The organism is Rhodobacter flavimaris, from assembly GCF_021378075.1.
GTDB lineage: Bacteria > Pseudomonadota > Alphaproteobacteria > Rhodobacterales > Rhodobacteraceae > Rhodobacter > Rhodobacter flavimaris.
The window spans coordinates 81,201-97,643 of the sequence record NZ_JAJUOS010000013.1; the positions used below are offsets into that span (position 1 = coordinate 81,201).

16 protein-coding genes and 1 pseudogene are annotated in these 16,443 nt (G+C 64.9%); 7 read left to right on the plus strand and 10 right to left on the minus strand.

What is annotated here, in order from left to right; all coding sequences use genetic code 11:
* Positions 1-104: 104 nt before the first annotated feature.
* The gene (gene uraH, locus LZA78_RS15270; RefSeq protein ID WP_233677784.1) at positions 105-461 is read right to left on the minus strand and encodes a hydroxyisourate hydrolase; all 357 of its coding nucleotides are present in this window, start codon (positions 459-461) and stop codon (positions 105-107) included.
* Between the two features lie 112 nt (positions 462-573).
* Here uraH and puuE point away from each other — a divergent pair, with 112 nt between their 5' ends.
* From puuE to LZA78_RS15290, 4 genes are all read left to right on the plus strand, one after another.
* Positions 574-1,989, plus strand: coding sequence for an allantoinase PuuE (puuE, locus tag LZA78_RS15275; protein ID WP_233677785.1), 1,416 nt, complete (start codon positions 574-576; stop codon positions 1,987-1,989).
* On the plus strand, positions 1,986-2,816 hold the full coding sequence (locus LZA78_RS15280; protein ID WP_233677786.1) for a bifunctional allantoicase/(S)-ureidoglycine aminohydrolase: 831 nt from the start codon (positions 1,986-1,988) through the stop codon (positions 2,814-2,816). The genes puuE and LZA78_RS15280 overlap by 4 nt, the downstream gene beginning before the upstream one ends.
* 75 nt (positions 2,817-2,891) lie before the next feature.
* Entirely contained in the window at positions 2,892-3,380 is a 489-nt protein-coding gene (locus LZA78_RS15285; protein WP_233677787.1) for an ureidoglycolate lyase, read from the plus strand.
* A 61-nt stretch (positions 3,381-3,441) separates the two neighbouring features.
* Entirely contained in the window at positions 3,442-4,470 is a 1,029-nt protein-coding gene (locus tag LZA78_RS15290) for an NAD-dependent epimerase/dehydratase family protein (RefSeq protein WP_233677788.1), read from the plus strand.
* On the opposite strand, the gene LZA78_RS15295 is transcribed toward LZA78_RS15290, so the two are convergent.
* On the minus strand, positions 4,458-5,729 hold the full coding sequence (locus LZA78_RS15295; RefSeq protein WP_233677789.1) for a glycerate kinase type-2 family protein: 1,272 nt from the start codon (positions 5,727-5,729) through the stop codon (positions 4,458-4,460). The genes LZA78_RS15290 and LZA78_RS15295 overlap by 13 nt on opposite strands.
* Positions 5,730-5,821: 92 nt before the next feature.
* Positions 5,822-7,405: a bifunctional metallophosphatase/5'-nucleotidase gene (locus tag LZA78_RS15300; RefSeq protein ID WP_233677790.1), complete on the minus strand. Its 1,584-nt coding sequence runs from the start codon at positions 7,403-7,405 to the stop codon at positions 5,822-5,824.
* A 171-nt stretch (positions 7,406-7,576) separates the two neighbouring features.
* Here LZA78_RS15300 and LZA78_RS15305 point away from each other — a divergent pair, with 171 nt between their 5' ends.
* From LZA78_RS15305 to arsC, 3 genes are read left to right on the plus strand one after another with little or no spacing between them, the layout of a single operon-like run.
* A complete protein-coding gene (locus LZA78_RS15305) occupies positions 7,577-7,915 on the plus strand; it encodes a DUF952 domain-containing protein (protein WP_233677791.1) in 339 nt (112 codons plus the stop codon).
* Positions 7,912-8,970 carry a quinone-dependent dihydroorotate dehydrogenase gene (locus LZA78_RS15310; RefSeq protein WP_233677792.1) on the plus strand — a complete coding sequence of 353 codons (1,059 nt, stop codon included), beginning with the start codon at positions 7,912-7,914 and terminating at the stop codon, positions 8,968-8,970. The genes LZA78_RS15305 and LZA78_RS15310 overlap by 4 nt, the downstream gene beginning before the upstream one ends.
* Positions 8,961-9,302, plus strand: coding sequence for an arsenate reductase (glutaredoxin) (gene arsC / locus LZA78_RS15315; RefSeq protein ID WP_233677793.1), 342 nt, complete (start codon positions 8,961-8,963; stop codon positions 9,300-9,302). The genes LZA78_RS15310 and arsC overlap by 10 nt, the downstream gene beginning before the upstream one ends.
* A gap of 3 nt (positions 9,303-9,305) precedes the next feature.
* On the opposite strand, the gene LZA78_RS15320 is transcribed toward arsC, so the two are convergent.
* The 7 genes and pseudogenes from LZA78_RS15320 to LZA78_RS15350 all read right to left on the minus strand — a co-directional run.
* Complete coding sequence (locus LZA78_RS15320) at positions 9,306-11,399, minus strand: 3'-5' exonuclease (protein WP_233677794.1); 2,094 nt, start codon at positions 11,397-11,399, stop codon at positions 9,306-9,308.
* Positions 11,396-11,791 carry a response regulator transcription factor gene (locus tag LZA78_RS15325; protein ID WP_233677795.1) on the minus strand — a complete coding sequence of 132 codons (396 nt, stop codon included), beginning with the start codon at positions 11,789-11,791 and terminating at the stop codon, positions 11,396-11,398. Before LZA78_RS15325 ends, LZA78_RS15320 begins: the two co-directional genes overlap by 4 nt.
* Before the next feature lie 2 nt (positions 11,792-11,793).
* Positions 11,794-12,321, minus strand: coding sequence for a hypothetical protein (locus LZA78_RS15330; RefSeq protein ID WP_233677796.1), 528 nt, complete (start codon positions 12,319-12,321; stop codon positions 11,794-11,796).
* Positions 12,322-12,330: 9 nt separating this feature from the next.
* Complete coding sequence (locus LZA78_RS15335) at positions 12,331-14,157, minus strand: DUF294 nucleotidyltransferase-like domain-containing protein (RefSeq protein ID WP_233677797.1); 1,827 nt, start codon at positions 14,155-14,157, stop codon at positions 12,331-12,333.
* An 88-nt stretch (positions 14,158-14,245) separates the two neighbouring features.
* Positions 14,246-15,973, minus strand: coding sequence for a sodium:solute symporter family protein (locus LZA78_RS15340; protein ID WP_233677798.1), 1,728 nt, complete (start codon positions 15,971-15,973; stop codon positions 14,246-14,248).
* Between the two features lie 15 nt (positions 15,974-15,988).
* On the minus strand, positions 15,989-16,246 hold the full coding sequence (locus LZA78_RS15345) for a DUF4212 domain-containing protein (protein WP_233677799.1): 258 nt from the start codon (positions 16,244-16,246) through the stop codon (positions 15,989-15,991).
* A gap of 65 nt (positions 16,247-16,311) precedes the next feature.
* Positions 16,312-16,443: pseudogene (locus LZA78_RS15350) on the minus strand (adenylate kinase); the annotation flags it as partial.

Below are 16,443 nucleotides of genomic sequence, written 5' to 3' on the forward strand. Positions count from 1 at the left end.
GCCATCAGGGAAACGGCAAGCCCTCAATCCGAAGCGCACCGCGCGCGACGGGCGTTACTGCCCGCTTTCACGCCATCGCGCCCAATTGCCGGGCACGGCGCAACTTAGCTGCCGCGATAGGTGGAATAGCCGTAGGGCGACAGTAACAGCGGCACATGGTAATGCGCGCCCGCGTCGCTGATCCCGAAGCGGATCGGCACGAGGTCGAGAAACAGCGGCGCGATGCCCGCCTGCCCTGACGCACGCAGATAATCGCCCGCGTGGAAAACCAGCTCATATTCGCCCACTGCGAACGCTCCCTTGGGCAGAATCGGGCCATCGGTGCGCCCATCGGCATTGGTCACCGCCTCGGCAATCATCTCGCGCCCGCCGTAGCGATGGGCGTAAAGCTCGATGCGCAGCCCCTCGGCCGGAACGCCCCGGGCGGTATCGAGTACATGCGTCGTCAGGTATCCGTCCATGTCGCACTCCTTTTGGGCGACTATGCGCCCGCCCCGCCTGCCCCGCAAGGCACCCCTTGCGCCCGCGAAAGTTTCGGCCTTTGATCGGCAAGTAAAAAGATCGGAGCCCCCAATGATCCGCTACCCCCGAGATATGCGCGGCTACGGCGCCAATCCCCCTGACGCGGCCTGGCCGGGCGGGGCGCGCATCGCGATCTCGATGGTGCTGAACTACGAAGAGGGCGGCGAAAACAACGTCCTGCATGGCGATGCGGCCTCCGAGGCGTTCCTGTCCGACATCGCGGGCGCGGCCATGTGGCCGGGTCAGCGCCACTGGAACATGGAGTCGATCTACGAATACGGTGCGCGCGCGGGCTTCTGGCGGCTCCACCGCCTGTTCACGGGCCTCAATATCCCGGTGACGATCTACGGCGTCGCCACCGCCCTTGCGCGGAACCCCGAACAGGTCGCCGCGATGCAATCCGCGCGATGGGAGGTCGCCAGCCACGGCCTGAAATGGGTCGAGCACAAGGACATGCCCGAAGACGAGGAACGCCGCCAGATCGACGAGGCGATCCGCCTGCATACCGAGGTCGTGGGTAGCCCCCCGCGCGGCTGGTACACCGGCCGCTGCTCGGTCAACACGGTGCGGCTGACCGCCGAGACGGGCGCTTTCGACTGGATTTCCGACACTTATGACGACGACCTGCCCTACTGGCGCCGCATCGCCGGGCGTGATCAACTGGTCATCCCCTATACGCTCGAAGCCAATGACATGCGCTTTGCCACGGCGCCGGGCTATATCGAGGGCGAGCAGTTCTTCACCTACCTCAAAGACACCTTCGACACGCTTTACGCCGAGGGGCTTGCGGGTCAGGCCAAGATGTTCTCGGTCGGGCTGCACAACCGCCTGATCGGGCGCCCCGGCAAGGTCGCGGGCCTGAAGCGCTTCCTCGACTACGCGCGCGGGCATGAGGGCGTCTGGTTCGCCACCCGCGGCCAGATCGCAGCGCATTGGGCCGCCACTCACCCGCCCGTATACTTCGAGCGCCCAAGCGAGATGGACCGCACCACCTTCGTCAGCCGCTACGGCTCGATCTTCGAGCACAGCCCTTGGATCGCCGAGCGCGCCTTTGACCTCGAACTCGGCCCCGCTCATGACAGCGCGATCGGTCTGCACAACGCCCTTGCCCGCATGTTCCGCTCGGCGAGCCCCGATGAACGCATGGGCGTGCTGCGCGCCCACCCCGACCTTGCGGGCAAGCTCGCACAGGCCAAACGCCTGACCGCCGAGAGCACTTCGGAGCAGGCCAGTGCCGGGCTCGACGCGCTGACAGATGACGAACGCACGGCCTTCACCCGCCTCAATGACACCTATACCGCCCGCTTCGGCTTTCCCTTCATCATCGCCGTGCGCGACCATGACAAGGGAGGCATCCTGCGTGCCTTCGAGACCCGCAGCGCCAACAGCCCCGAGCAAGAATTCGCCACCGCCTGCGCCCAGGTCGAGCGGATCGCTTACCTGCGCCTGAAGGATCAACTGCCATGACCGGCTATTACACCCCCCCCGGGGGCCTGCCCCCGCAAACCGCCCTGATGACCGGCCGCGCCATCTTCACCGAGGCCTATGCCTTCATCCCGAAGGGCTGCTTTTCGGACATCGTCACCAGCTACCTGCCCGGCTGGACCGACACGCGGCTCTGGCTGATTGCACGCCCGATGACCGGATTCTCCGAAACCTTCAGCCAATACGTGATGGAGGTCGGTCCCGACGGCGGCTCGGACACGCCCGACGCCGAAGAGGGCGCCGAACACGTTCTTTTCGTCACCGATGGCGAGATGTGGCTCTCACTCGACGGGCAGGAATACGAGCTTTCCGCGGGCGGCTACGCCTATATCCCGCCCGGCTGCACCTGGCATGTGCGCAACGGCGCCGACCACCCTCTGCGCTTCCACTGGGTGCGCAAACTCTACGAGCGCGTCCACGGCCTACCCGCCCCCGAAGCCTTCGTCACGAACGAGCGTGAGATCGCCCCCATCGCCATGCCCGACACGCAGGGCCGGTGGGCCACCACCCGTTTCGTCGATCCGACCGACCTGCGCCACGACATGCATGTCAATATCGTCACCTTCCAGCCGGGCGGTCTTATCCCGTTCGAGGAAACCCATGTGATGGAGCATGGCCTCTACGTCCTCGAAGGCAAGGCGGTCTACAAGCTCAACACCGACTGGGTCGAAGTCGAGGCAGGCGATTTCATGTGGCTGCGCGCCTATTGCCCGCAGGCCTGCTACGCCGCCGGCCCCGGCCCGTTCCGCTACCTGCTCTACAAGGACGTCAACCGCCACGCCAAATTGCGCGGCCCCTTCGCGCGCTGATCCCTTCAACGTGGCCGAAATATCCCACGGGGGTCCGGGGGTGTGAAACCCCCGGCCTTGCCAACCGGAGTGCCCATGCAAATTCACGCCGAACCCCTGACACCCGAAGCCTTCGCCCGCTTCGGTGATGTGCTCGAGGCTACGGGCGAGCCCGACAAGCTGATCAACGCGGGCCTCTGCGGCCGCTTCCATGACCGCGCACGGCTTGACTTCGGCGCCGACAGCGGCGGGCGCCCCGGGATCTCGGTCTTCAAGGCGGTGCCGCGCGCCCTGCCCTACCGCTGCGATCTGCTCGAACGCCACCCAGAGGGCAGCCAGGCCTTCATCCCGATGACAGCCGATCCCTTCCTTGTCATCGTCGCGCCCGACGCGGGCGGCCAACCCGGCACCCCGCGCGCTTTCCTGACCAATGGCGCTCAGGGCATCAACCTGCATCGCGGCACCTGGCACGGGGTGCTGACCCCGCTCGCAGAACCCGGCCTCTTCGCCGTGATCGACCGGATCGGCACGACGCCGAACCTCGAAGAGGTCCACCTGCCCACCCCCTTCACCGTCATCACCTGAAACGGTTTTCTTGAGCGCCCCGCCGGGCTATGCAGAGGCAAACCGCCTCGCAGGAAACCCGATGACCACGCCCAGCACCCAACGCACCGCTCTTGTCACCGGCTCGGCCGGGTTCATCGGATATTTCACCTGCAAGCGCCTGCTCGCCGACGGGTTCCGCGTGATCGGCCTCGACGCGATGACCGACTATTACGACGTCGCGCTGAAAGAGCGCCGTCAGTCCATGCTGCTGCAAAACCCCAATTTCCGCGCGTTGAACGACCGGCTGGAAACGCCGGGCCTGCTGATGGGCCTGATGGCGGATGAGCGCCCCGACATCGTGATCCACCTCGCCGCACAGGCGGGCGTGCGCTACTCGATCGCGAACCCGCGCTCCTATCTCGACAGCAACATCACCGGCACGTTTGAACTGCTCGAGGCCGCCCGCGCTTATCCGCCGCAGCACCTGCTGCTCGCCTCCACCTCTTCGGTCTTTGGCGCCAATACCGAGATGCCCTACCGCGAGACCGACAAGGCCGACCATCAGATGTCGTTCTACGCAGCGACCAAGAAGGCGACCGAGGCCATGGCGCATAGCTATGCGCATCTCTTCAACCTGCCGGTGACGATGTTCCGCTTTTTCACGGTCTACGGCCCCTGGGGCCGCCCGGACATGGCGCTTTTCAAATTCACCAAGGCGATCCTGAACGGCGAGCCCATCGACGTGTACAACTACGGCGACATGAAGCGCGACTTCACCTATGTCGAGGATCTGGTCGAGGGCATTCGCCTGCTGATCGACACGCCGCCCGTCCGCCCTGATAACGGAGAGGTGCCCGAGGGCGACAGCCTCTCGCCCATGGCGCCCTGGCGCGTGGTGAACATCGGCAACTCCGACGCCGTGCAGCTGACCGATTTCATCGCCGCGATCGAGGCCGCCACGGGCCGCGCCGCCACCCGCAACCTGATGCCGATGCAGGCAGGCGACGTGCCCGCCACATGGGCCGATGCAAGCCTTCTCAAGCGCCTCACTGACTACGCGCCCAAGACCCGCGTGCCTGAGGGGGTGAAGGCATTCGTCGCCTGGTATCGCGACTATTACGGCGTCTGAGGCAGGATCAGGAAGGCCCGGAAATCGTTGACATTGGTCAGCGTCGGGCCGGTCACCACCTGCGCCCCTACCTCGGCAAAGAAGCCGTGGCTGTCCTGACGGGCCAGCGCGGCTTGCACGTCCAGCCCCTCGGCTTCGGCCTGCGCCAGAGTATCGGGGCCGATGAGCGCCCCCGCAACCTCGGCCGCGCCATCGACGCCATCGGTATCACAGGCAATCGCGTAGATACCGGGAGCGCCCTGCAATTCCAGCGCGGCAGCAAGCGCGAGTTCAGCATTCGGGCCGCCGACGCCATCCGAGCCGGCAACCCGAGTCACCGTGCATTCGCCCCCAGACAGCAGCACCAAGGGCCGCTCCAGCCCCGAGGTCGCCAATTCCCGCGCCATGCGGGCCTGCGACCGGCCCAGATCGCGGGCCTCACCCTCCAGCGCATCGCCCAACATCCGCACATCGCATCCGGCCGCCCGCGCGACCTCGGTCGCAGCGGCAAGGGACTGCGCGGGGGCGGCGACGATCCGGGTCTCGGCACGGCTCAGGCGCGGATCATCCGGCGCCAGAACCCGCCCGCCCTGGGCCAGCACCGCCTCAGCCGCCGGTGGCAGGGCGATCCCGTAACGCGCAACGATGGCGCGCGCCGCGTCAATGCCACGCGCATCGCCCACTGTCGGCCCCGAGGCGATGAAGGCCGGATCGTCCCCCGGCACGTCCGAGATCATGAGGGTGAGCATCCGCGCCGGATAGGCCGCTGCCGCCAGTTGCCCGCCCTTCACCGCACTCAGATGCTTGCGCAGGGTGTTCATCTGGTCGATGGGCGCGCCCGAGGCCAGCAGCGCGGCATTGACCGCCTGCTTGTCCGCCAGCGTCAGATCACCCGCCGGGGCACAAAGCAGCGCCGAGCCGCCGCCCGAGATCAGCGCCAGAACGAAATCGTCCGGCCCCAGCCCTTCTAGCAGCGTCAGCATCCGCCGCGTGGCCGCGACTCCGGCTACGTCGGGCACCGGATGGGCGGCCTCGACAATCTCGATGCCCTGCGTCGGGCGCGCATAACCGTAGCGCGTGATCACCAGCCCCTCGCAGGGCCCCCAAACCGCCTCGACGGCCTCGGCCATCCGGGCCGAGGCCTTGCCCGCCCCGACCACGACCACCTGCCCGGCCGGGCGTGGAGGCAGAAGCGCGGGGATGGCGCGCATCGGATCTGCGGCGGCGACAGCGGCGTCGAACATTGCGAGCAACAGGGTCTGGGGTGTCTGGATGTCCATCGTCTCCTCCTGCAGCGATCCTAGGCTTGTGGCCGGGGCGCGCAAGAAAAAGCGGGGGCCGAAGCCCCCGCTACATTGGCATTTTCGGCCGCTTACTTGCGGGTAATCCGCCCATCGAGCGCCGGGTTATAGGGGCCAACCTTGGCCAGATACTCCGCCGTCACATCGGCAAGGTCGGGGCCATAGTCATAGGCGTTCATGCCCTCGGCATCGAACATCTTGTAACCGTCGCCGCCCTGACGAACGTAGTTGTTGGTCACCACGCCATAGACCTTCGCCGGATCGATCGGCATCCAGCTACCCGCGTCCATCACCATGACCTCGGAAATCCGGCTGCCCGCCGGTTGCGCCGGGTCGAGCGTGTATTTCAGGCCCGCAACTTGGGTGAAACGGCCCGCGCCTTCCTCAAGCTGGCTCGCGCCGTTCTCCAGCGCCGCAACGATGGTCGAGCCCTTCGCCTCGAACGTCGAGAGCGTGTTCTGGAACGGCAGCACCGTCAGAACCTCGCCCATGGTCACCGGACCCGCGTCGATCGAAGCGCGCAGACCGCCGCCGTTCTGGATGGCGATGGTCACACCCTGGCCTTTCACGCGGTCGAGCATCGCATCTGCCACAAGGTTCCCCATGGCGCATTCCATCTGCCGGCAAGTGTCGCGCGAGCCATCCACCTCGGCGGTGGTCTCGGCCACGACCTTGGCGCGCACCTCTTCAAGCGGCTTGGCAAGTTCGGCAACGCGCGCGGCGATCTCGGCATCGGGGGTGACCGACGCATCAAGCAAAACGGTATCGCCCGAGGCATCCTTGAGCACACCGGCGTCGTCGAAGGTCAGCACAAGATGGCCGACGTATTTCGAATAGGCATAGGCCGAGACGACCGGCACCGCGCCCGCCATCGTCGGGTATTTCTCGGCCCCTTCCTCGGTGTTCGAGAACTTGGTGTGCGAGTGGCCGCCAACAACCGCATCGACCCCGGCAACCGCCTCGCCAAGCGCCTTGTCCTTGACGAAGCCCACATGGGTCAGCGCGATGATCTTGTTGACGCCCTCGGCCTCCAGCGCGGCCACATCGGCCTTCAGGCTTTCGGCCTCGTCCTGGAAAATCACCGCCGGACCGGGCGACGAGGTCTCGACCGTATCGGTCGCCAGCGCCGAGACGATGCCGACCTTCTCGCCGCCGACCTCAAGCACGATCGCGTTGCTGATCTTGCCGTTAAGCACGTTCGACTGGCTCAGGTCGAGATTGCCCGACACCATCGGGAAAGAAATCGCGTCGAGGAAGCCGACCAGCCCCTCGGGGCCGTCGTCGAATTCGTGGTTGCCCACGGCCATCGCGTCGAAGCCGATCTTGTTCATGAACTCGGCCGTGTCGGCGCCCTTGTAGGTCGTGTAGAACAGCGAGCCCTGGAACTGGTCGCCCGCGTCCAGCACGATCACGTTGCCGCCCTCGGCTTTGATCGCATTGCGCAATTCGTTGATCTTGGTGGCCACGCGTGCAACGCCGCCAAAGCACTTACCCTCGGCCGAGTCCTCGGCCGAACAGGTGGAGTCGTATTTGTTAATCTCTTCAATGCGGCTGTGCATGTCGTTGATATGCAGCACATGCAGCGTGTAATCGGCCGAGGCCGTGCCCGCCGACAGCGCGAGCGCTGCGGCTGAGGCCAGGAAACGAGTTTGCATCGAACCCTCCGGTTTTGTCAGACAGTTTTTACTGTGAGGTCAGTTTCTCGCGCTGTCAAAGGTTGCGCATGCACTTTGGCTAGCGGGCACGCGTAACAGGGCGATGACTTGGCGGCATATCGGTGCATTGCCGGGATTGACCATTTTCCGGGCACAGGGCATTTGGTTGCCATGCTGATTTACAAGATCTTTCGCCGCCCTGAATGGAATGCGTTCCGCGACGCGGGCCGCACCCTTGGCGCCCCGGTCGATCTGGCCGATGGCTTCATCCATTTCTCGACCGCGTCGCAGGTGGCCGAAACCGCTGCCAAGCATTTCGCGACCGAAAGCGATCTGGTGCTGGTGGCCGTTCACGCCGAGGGGCTTGGCGCCGATCTGAAATGGGAACCCTCGCGCGGCGGGGCGCTGTTTCCGCATCTTTACCGTCCGCTGGAACTGACCGAGGTGGCCTGGGACCGTTCCCTGCCACTAGGCGCTACCGGCCATATCTTCCCCGAGGGCTTGCTGTGAACATGATCGAACGCACCGGGCTGGCGCTGTTGCACCGCTTCGACCCCGAGACCGCCCATGGCCTGTCGCTGCGCGCGCTGCGCGCGGGCCTTGTGCCGCTTCCCGGCCCGATCTCTTCGCCGCGTCTGGCGACGCAACTGGCGGGGATGGATCTGCTGAACCCGATCGGGTTGGCGGCGGGCTTTGACAAGAACGCCGTGGCCCTGCCGCAGCTGATGCGCTCTGGCTTCGGGTTCCTTGAGGTCGGCGCCGCGACCCCGCGCCCGCAAGAGGGCAACCCGCGCCCGCGCCTGTGGCGCCTGACCGAGGATCGCGCGGCGATCAACCGCTTTGGCTTCAACAACGAGGGGATGGAGCCGATCACGACCCGTTTGGCCGCCAAGCCCGACGGTATCCCCGTAGGCCTGAACCTCGGCGCGAACAAGGACAGTGCCGACCGCGCGGCCGATTTCGCGACCGTCCTGCGCCATGCCGGGCCTCATATCGATTTCGCCACGGTCAATGTCAGCTCGCCCAACACCGAGAAGTTGCGCGACCTTCAGGGCAAAGAGGCGCTCTCGGCGCTGCTGGCCGGGGTGATCGACACGCGCAACGGCCTGTCGCGCCGCATCCCGGTTTTCCTAAAGATCGCGCCAGATCTGAGCACGGCGGAACTGGAAGAGATAGCCGAGGTAGCGCTTGGCTCGGGCATCGACGGGCTGATCGCCACGAATACGACGCTTTCGCGCGAAGGTTTGAAAAGTGCAGATCGCGGCCAGCAAGGCGGCCTTTCGGGGCAGCCCTTGTTCGAAAAGTCCACTCGCGTGCTAGCGCAGATGTCGCGCCTGACGCAGGGCAAGCTGCCGCTGATCGGGGTTGGCGGGGTCAGTAATGCCGAACAGGCCTATGAAAAGATCCGCGCAGGTGCCTCGGCCGTGCAGCTTTACACCGCGATGGTCTATGGCGGGCTTTCGCTGGCCGCAGAGATCGCGCGCGGCCTCGATGCGCTGTTGGCGCGCGACGGGTTCGGCTCGGTCTCGCAGGCCGTCGGCACGGGGCGCGACAAATGGCTCTGACGATCTGGCACAACCCGCGCTGCAGCAAGTCGCGCGAGACGCTTGCGCTGCTGGAGGCGCGAGGACTGGCGCCAGAGGTGCGGCTTTACCTCACCGATCCGCCGAGCGTTGCCGAACTTGCTGAGGCACTGGCCCTGTTGGACCAACCCGCCGCATCGCTCGTTCGCTGGAAAGAGGCCGAGCGCCCCGCGGCGCTGACCCGCGATGCCGATACCGCGACCATCCTTGCCGCGCTGGCCGCGCAGCCCAAGCTGATCGAGCGTCCTCTGGTGCTGACCGACAGCGCCGCGCGCCTTGGGCGCCCGCCCGAAGCCGTTCTGGATATTCTATGAACCTCAGGCGTTGAGGTCCTTGAGCAACCGCCCGTGCTTGCGCACCTCGGCCACGACCTCACCAAAGGTGTTCAGCCCGCGCGCCTTCAACGCCGGAAGCAGCTTGAGGAAGGCATCCGCCGTCGCCACCGTGTCACCGATCGCGGTGTGACGCGCCTCCTCGGGGATCGTGATCCCCAGCCGGTGGGTCAACGCATCAAGGCTATGCGTCTCAGACTGACCAAAGACCACCGCCGACAGCAGCACCGTGTCCAGGATCGGGTTGTCGAAATGCTGCCCGATCGCCAGTTCCTTGCGGCGCAGGAACTCCATGTCGAAAGGCGCGTTATGCGCGATCAGCACGGCCCCTTCGGCAAATTTGTGGAAGCGCCGCCCGACCTCGATGATATCGGGCGCATCGACGACCATCGCGTCCGAGATCCCGTGCACCTCGGTCGAAGCGGGCGGGATGCTGCGGTGCGGGTTCACGAGCGTGTCGAAGACCTCGGTCTCGACCCGGCGGCCGTTCACGATACGCACGGCGGCGATTTGCACGATCTCGTCGCCCTCGGTCGGTAGGAGGCCGGTGGTTTCCGTGTCGAAAACAACGTAGGTCAGCCGCTCCAGCGGCGTGCCGGCGACCTCGGCATCGCGCACCTGGCCCAGGAGTTCGAAATCGTAAACCACAGCGCGCGGAATCGGCTTGGGGCGCTTAGTCACCCGGCGCGCCTCGCGCAGCGGGATACACAGGCGCCCGCGCCCACCGGCCATTGGTTCGGGCCAGATTTCGCTGGCGTGGGTAATCAGCACCCGCCGCCCGGTCACATCGGCCATCCCCACTTCAAGGGGCGCGTCGAGCCATTGCTCAAGATCGCTGATCGGGACGGGCGCGCCATGCCATTCCAGTGCGATAAGGGCGCCGCCCTCCTCTTCCGAGATCTCAAGACGGAATTCCGAACGTCCCTTGAGCCGCGATGCAAGCATTCCCAGAAGGGCAACCATCTCGAAACCCTCGCAGCGCAGCATCAGCGGGGCAGATTCGATTTCGATCTCGCCGTGATCGGCCTCGACCCGCGCACGCACCGCGTCGCCAAGGTCCGAGGCCCGGATCATCCCGAGCGGCCACCAGTCGGCGCGGTTCGCCTCGTGCCGCTCAAAGAGCGTATGGATCGCGTCGGCAAGCATCAGCGCCTCGGTCCGCGCGGCGGAACGCACCTTGTCGCGCGCAGGGCCGGTCGGGCCGTCATCGGCCGTCAGCACACCGGTCAGCGATTGCAGCGCTGCGGCGGGGCGGCGGATCCGGTCGAACAGCTCATCCATCAACTGCTCGCGTTGCGCATGGGCGCGCATGTCGCCCGAGACGTCGCGCAGCGTCAGCACATAGCCGGGGCGCGAGGTAATGTGGCGATCCTCGCCCTCGGACAAAAGCCGCATCCGCGCGGCCAGAACCTTGCCGTCAGCCACCGTGGAACACAGCAGGTCCGAGGCGGCGTCGGGGTCGTCAGTCTCGATCAGACGGGCATAGGCATGGGCGACCGGCGCCTGATGCAGGTAATCGAACACGCGCCGATCAAGGCCCGGAGCATGGCCACCGCCCAGCAGGTCCACCGCCTGCCCGTTGTAGAAAACCAGCTGGTGATCGGGTGTGCACAAGAGAACGCCCACCGGCACGTCCGAAAGCAGCGCCTCGAGCCGCTCTTTCTCGCGCGCCAGGCGGTTGGTTTCGCGCTGCACCGACTCGATGAGGGCCGAACGGGTCTCGGCCAGATGCTGAGTGACGGCAGCCGCCGCGGGAGCGAGATCGCCAAGGTATCGGCCCGCCGACTGGTCAAGTTCCGAGGCGACTTCGGCATGGGTGCGCGCGCGCATCCCGCCCGCCAGACGCTCGATCGGTTTGGCCACGTTTTCATCGAAAAGGAACCAGACCCCGGCGATCAAGCCCAGGATTACGAAGCCCGCAACAGTGCCGCCGATGATGAATCCGTCCAGTGCCTCGGGCACACCCAGCTTCTCGAACCCGAACACCATTCCGGCAATCAGCGCACCGATATTCCCAGCCGCAAGCGCGGCAAAGAACAAGAACACGCGCAGACGAAGACTGAGACTGGCAAGCTTCATCCCTGCCCTCCCGCGTCGAGAAGCCGATGCACCTCGTCGCGCAGCTCCTTGAGCTCGAACGGCTTTGCTATGAAACCGTCTGCGCCAAGAGCCAGGCCCTTGCGACGCTCCATGGCCGAGCCGCGCGCGGTCATCATCAATATCTTCACATCGGCAAGGCCACTGTCGGCCCGCACTTCCTGGCAGATTTCATAGCCCGAAACCTCGGGCAACATGACATCCAGAAGCACCAGATCCGGATGCATTGCGCGGATCCGGTCGATCGCGCCCGCACCGGTGGCGATGCGGTCATGATCGAACCCCTCGCGGCTCATCAGGTAGTCGAGCGCGATTGCGATATTGTCCTCATCCTCCACGATAAGGACACGATGTTTCCTCCCACCGTCGGCCATGTTCATCCTCCCAGACAGGCGGCCTTCAGTCCCTCATCGGTGGCATCCAACGGGTACCATTCGGCCCCCGTCAGCGTGCCATCCGGGTTTATCTGCGCCCCCTCCACAAGATCGGCGCGTGCCGCGTTTTCGCAGTCATAGGCAACGCTGACCGCCTGTACCGGCGCCCAACGCTGCATTAGCAACAGTTCGGTTTGTGCAATCCCGGGCGCCGGATGGCGGATCGTGTCGCTATCCAGCGCCATCGCCCGCACCGTCATCGGGAATACGTAGGTCCAGGGGCGCCAGGGCTTGCTGTCCTCGACCGTGCGCAGGATCGTCACGCTTTCGGGCAGACCCGCGCGCAGGCGCGGATACCAAGCATATTCGCTCCAGATCGTCGCGCCCAGCATGGCCAGACCGGCCGTCGCAGGCATCGCCCATTTGGGCAGCTGCACGCCGAAAACCTTGCGCAGCGCATGGCGCGACGCAAAGACCACCACAACGGCCAGGAAGGCCGCCGCCAGCATGGTGATGAAATCGTTGACCATTGAAACCCCTTAACTCACCGCTGCCTTGCCATGCCCGATGGCCGATTGCATCGTGCGCACCACCACAAAGGCGTCGCGCAGATGCGAGCGTTCGAAATCCGACAGATCCGAGGGCGCCAGATAATTGTCGGGCTTGCGCCCGGCCTTGATCAGATGCGACTGGTTTTCAAGCCGCATCGTGGCGATCAGGTCATAGGCCTCGATCAGGTCGCGCGCCCCCGAGGCCGAGATGATCCCCGCCTCTTCGGCGCCAAGCAGACGCGCCCGCGTATTGGCCGCCGTCAGCCGCCCCTGCAACGCATAGACGCGGCCCAGATCGGTCACCGGCACCACGCCATTGTGCTTCATGTCGATATGATTGCGATGCTCGCCCGAGCGGATCGTGGCAAAGCCGCGGATCAGGCCAAGCGGCGGCGTATGCTTGAGCGAGTTCGAGATCATATGCGCCACGAAGATCGAGTTGCGCGCCGCGATCTCCAGCGTCTCTTCCTGAAGGTTCTGATAGAGGCTTGGGCCGTTGCCCCCGATCGGACGCAGGTCGAACATGACCGACGCCAGCATCTGCGCCTCGGGATTGGGCTTGTTGATCCAACCGTGGAAATAGTCGCGCCAGACCCGCGCGGGCTGGCACCAGCGATCGGCCGTCGCCATCATGTCGCCGGGACAATAGACGTAGCCGCAGGCGTGCAGACCGTCCGACACGATCTTCGCGAGCTTATGGAAGTAAACCATGTCCTCGGGCGTGGCAGCGTCGTCAATGATCAGGCAGTTGTCCTGATCGCTGACGCCGGTCTGCTCTTGCCGACCCTGGCTGCCGCAGGCCAGCCACAAATAATGCACGGGCGCCGGGCCAAGCTCGGCCTCGGCCATGGCCAGCAAGCGGCGTGTGACCGCATCGGCGATATCGGTGATCAGGCGGGTGACTACCTCGTGGCTGTGATGCCCCCCGACCAGTTGCACAAGCAGCTGCGGGATGCGTGCGGTAACCCCAGCCATCTCCTCGATACTGTCCGCCGAGGCCACATCGCGGATCAGCACGGCCGAGCTGACCGCCTGAAAGCGCGTCAGGTCGGTCTGGGTAATCATCCCGGCAAAGCGACCGCCTTCGACGATCGGCAGATGGCCGATGCGGCGTTCAAGCATGATGTGCAGGATGTCCGAGCCAAGCGCGCTAAGCGGCAGCGAGATCGGATCTGGCGTCATGACCTCGCGCACCGGCAGATCGGGGCTAAGCCCACCCGCGAGCACCTTGTTCGACAGATCGCGCACCGTGACGATGCCGCGCAGCTTCTCGCCCTCGGTCACCCCGAGCGAGGAGACATGGGCGTCGCGCATGATCTGCGCCGCTTCGCGCACCGTGGCATCGGGCGCGCAGCTCATCGGCTTGCGCGACAGCAGATCGGCGATCTTCATGGTCGCGATATCAGCCTGACGCGTCTCGCGCCCACGGGTGCGGTTGAAGAAGCGCCTGAACGGCGGGAACTCTTCGCTTAGGCGCACGAACTCGGCTTCTGGAAGCATCAGGAGCACGGATTGCTCGGTCGCCTTCGCGCTGGTCACGGCAATGCCCTCGCGCATCAGACCACGCTCGCCGAAAGAGTTGCGCGGCCCCAGGATCGACACGAGGGCACCGTTCTCCTCGGTGATCTCCACGCCGCCCGACTTGATCAGGTAGAGGCCCTCAAGCTGATCGTCCTTGCGGTAGATTTCCGTTCCAGCGGGAACTTCCCTGCGGCTGAAGGAACTGGCGACGCGCACCAACTCGTCCCGCGGCAGGTTATCATAGGGATGGACGCTCTCGAGAAACGCGATGATGGCCTGTTGTGCGCCGCCCATGATGACTTTCTCCGGAGAAGGAGGGCCGCCCTGTCGGGCGACCCGGATCTTGTGGGGTGGCGCCATAGCGCCACCCAAGCCCAAGCGCTTAGTGGCCGGTGGCCGCGCCAGCGCCTTTCGGGATGCGGATCGACTCGACCAGCTCCTGGACGTCGGCCGGAACTTCGTCGCTCGCATTCGACACGAAGTAGGCGACGGCGAAGTTGATCGCTGCACCGATCGCGCCGAACGAGGTCGACTTGATCGAGAGGAACAGCGGATCGCTATCCGAGAACGAGGCGGTGTCGGCCAGGAAGAACCAGCCCTTGTGCAGGAAGATGTACACAATGGTGCTCAGCAGACCGGCGAGCATACCCGCGACCGCACCCTTCGAGTTGATGCGCTTCGAGAAGATGCCCATCATCAGCGCCGGGAAGATCGACGAAGCTGCCAGACCGAAGGCCAGAGCCACGGTTTGCGCCGCGAAGCCGGGCGGGTTCAGACCCAGGTAGGTCGCCACGACGATCGCCACGGCCATCGAGATACGGGCGGCCAGAAGCTCGCCTTTTTCCGAGATGCCCGGGTTGATCTGACCTTTGATCAGGTCGTGCGACACAGCCGACGAGATTGCCATCAGCAGACCAGCAGCCGTCGACAGAGCGGCAGCCAGACCACCGGCGGCGACCAGCGCGATCACCCAGCCCGGAAGCTGCGCGATTTCGGGGTTCGCAAGCACCATGATGTCGTTGTTCACGGTCAGTTCGTTGGCGTCTTTCGCACCGACGTAGTTGATCAGGCCATCACCGTTCTTGTCTTCGAACTTGAGAAGACCGGTCTTCTCCCAGTTCTTGACCCAGTCGGGACGGGCTTCATAGGACAGCGGAGCCGCCTGCACGCCTTCCGGGTACACGGTGTTGATCAGGTTCATACGCGCCATGGCCGCAACAGCCGGAGCCGTCAGGTAGAGCAGCGCGATGAAGACCAGCGCCCAGCCAGCCGACGAACGGGCGTCCGACACTTTCGGCACGGTAAAGAAGCGCACGATAACGTGCGGCAGACCTGCGGTACCGATCATCAGCGACACGGTGAACAGGAACATGTTCAGCGTGGTGTCCGACTGGTTCAGATAGGACTTGAAGCCAAGGTCGGTCACGAGGCCTTCCAGCGTCGTCAGCAGCGGCTGGCCCGAGGTCTTGGCTTCCGAGAAGAGGCCCAGAGCCGGGATCGGGTTACCGGTCAGGTTGAGCGAGATGAACACCGCCGGGATGGTGTAGGCGATGATCAGAACGACGTACTGGGCAACCTGCGTGTAGGTGATGCCCTTCATGCCGCCAAGAACGGCATAGGCGAACACGACGGCCGCACCGATGTAGAGACCGGTCGAGGCCTCGACTTCGAGGAAGCGCGAGAACGCAACGCCAACGCCCGACATCTGGCCGATAACGTAGGTAATCGAGGCGATCAGAAGGCATATAACGGCGATAACGCGCGCGGTACCCGAGTAGAAGCGATCACCGATGAATTCCGGCACGGTGAACTTGCCGAACTTGCGCAGGTAAGGCGCAAGCAGCATCGCCAGAAGCACGTAGCCACCGGTCCAGCCCATCAGGTAGGCCGAGGTGTCGTAGCCACCGAAAGCGATGATACCAGCCATCGAGATGAACGACGCGGCCGACATCCAGTCAGCGCCGGTCGCCATACCGTTCAGAACCGGGTGAACGCCGCCGCCGGCAGCGTAGAATTCTGCGGTCGAGCCGGCACGGGCCCAGATCGCGATCCCGAAGTAAAGCGCGAAGGTCGCACCCACCACGAGAAGGTTGAGGGTAAACTGATCCATTGTCCCTGCTCTCCCTTATTCTTCCACGCCGTGTTCTTTATCCAGTTTGTTCATGCGCGCGGCATAAGCAAAAATCAGGATCAAGAAGACGATGATCGAACCCTGCTGGGCGAACCAGAAGCCCAGATCAGTACCACCAACACCGATGCCCGAAAGCATCGGGCGCAGAAGGATGCCAAGACCGAACGAGCTGACGAACCAGATCACCAGATACAGCTGGATGGTCCGGATATTCGCTCTCCAGTAGGCATTGGACGAAGATTTGTCCGCCATAAGCGTAACTCCCTGTTTTTATTCCTCCGAAACGGGCCCAGAGCAGGCCCGTCCCTTCCCCCAAATTAAGCCGATACGCGCTCCACGATCGACCCTAGACCCGAGGCGATTTCGTCGATGTTACCCATCGCGTCGATCTTCTCGAGCACGCCGAGGGCCCCGTAGTGGGCGATCAGCGGTGCCGTCTGGGCGTGGTA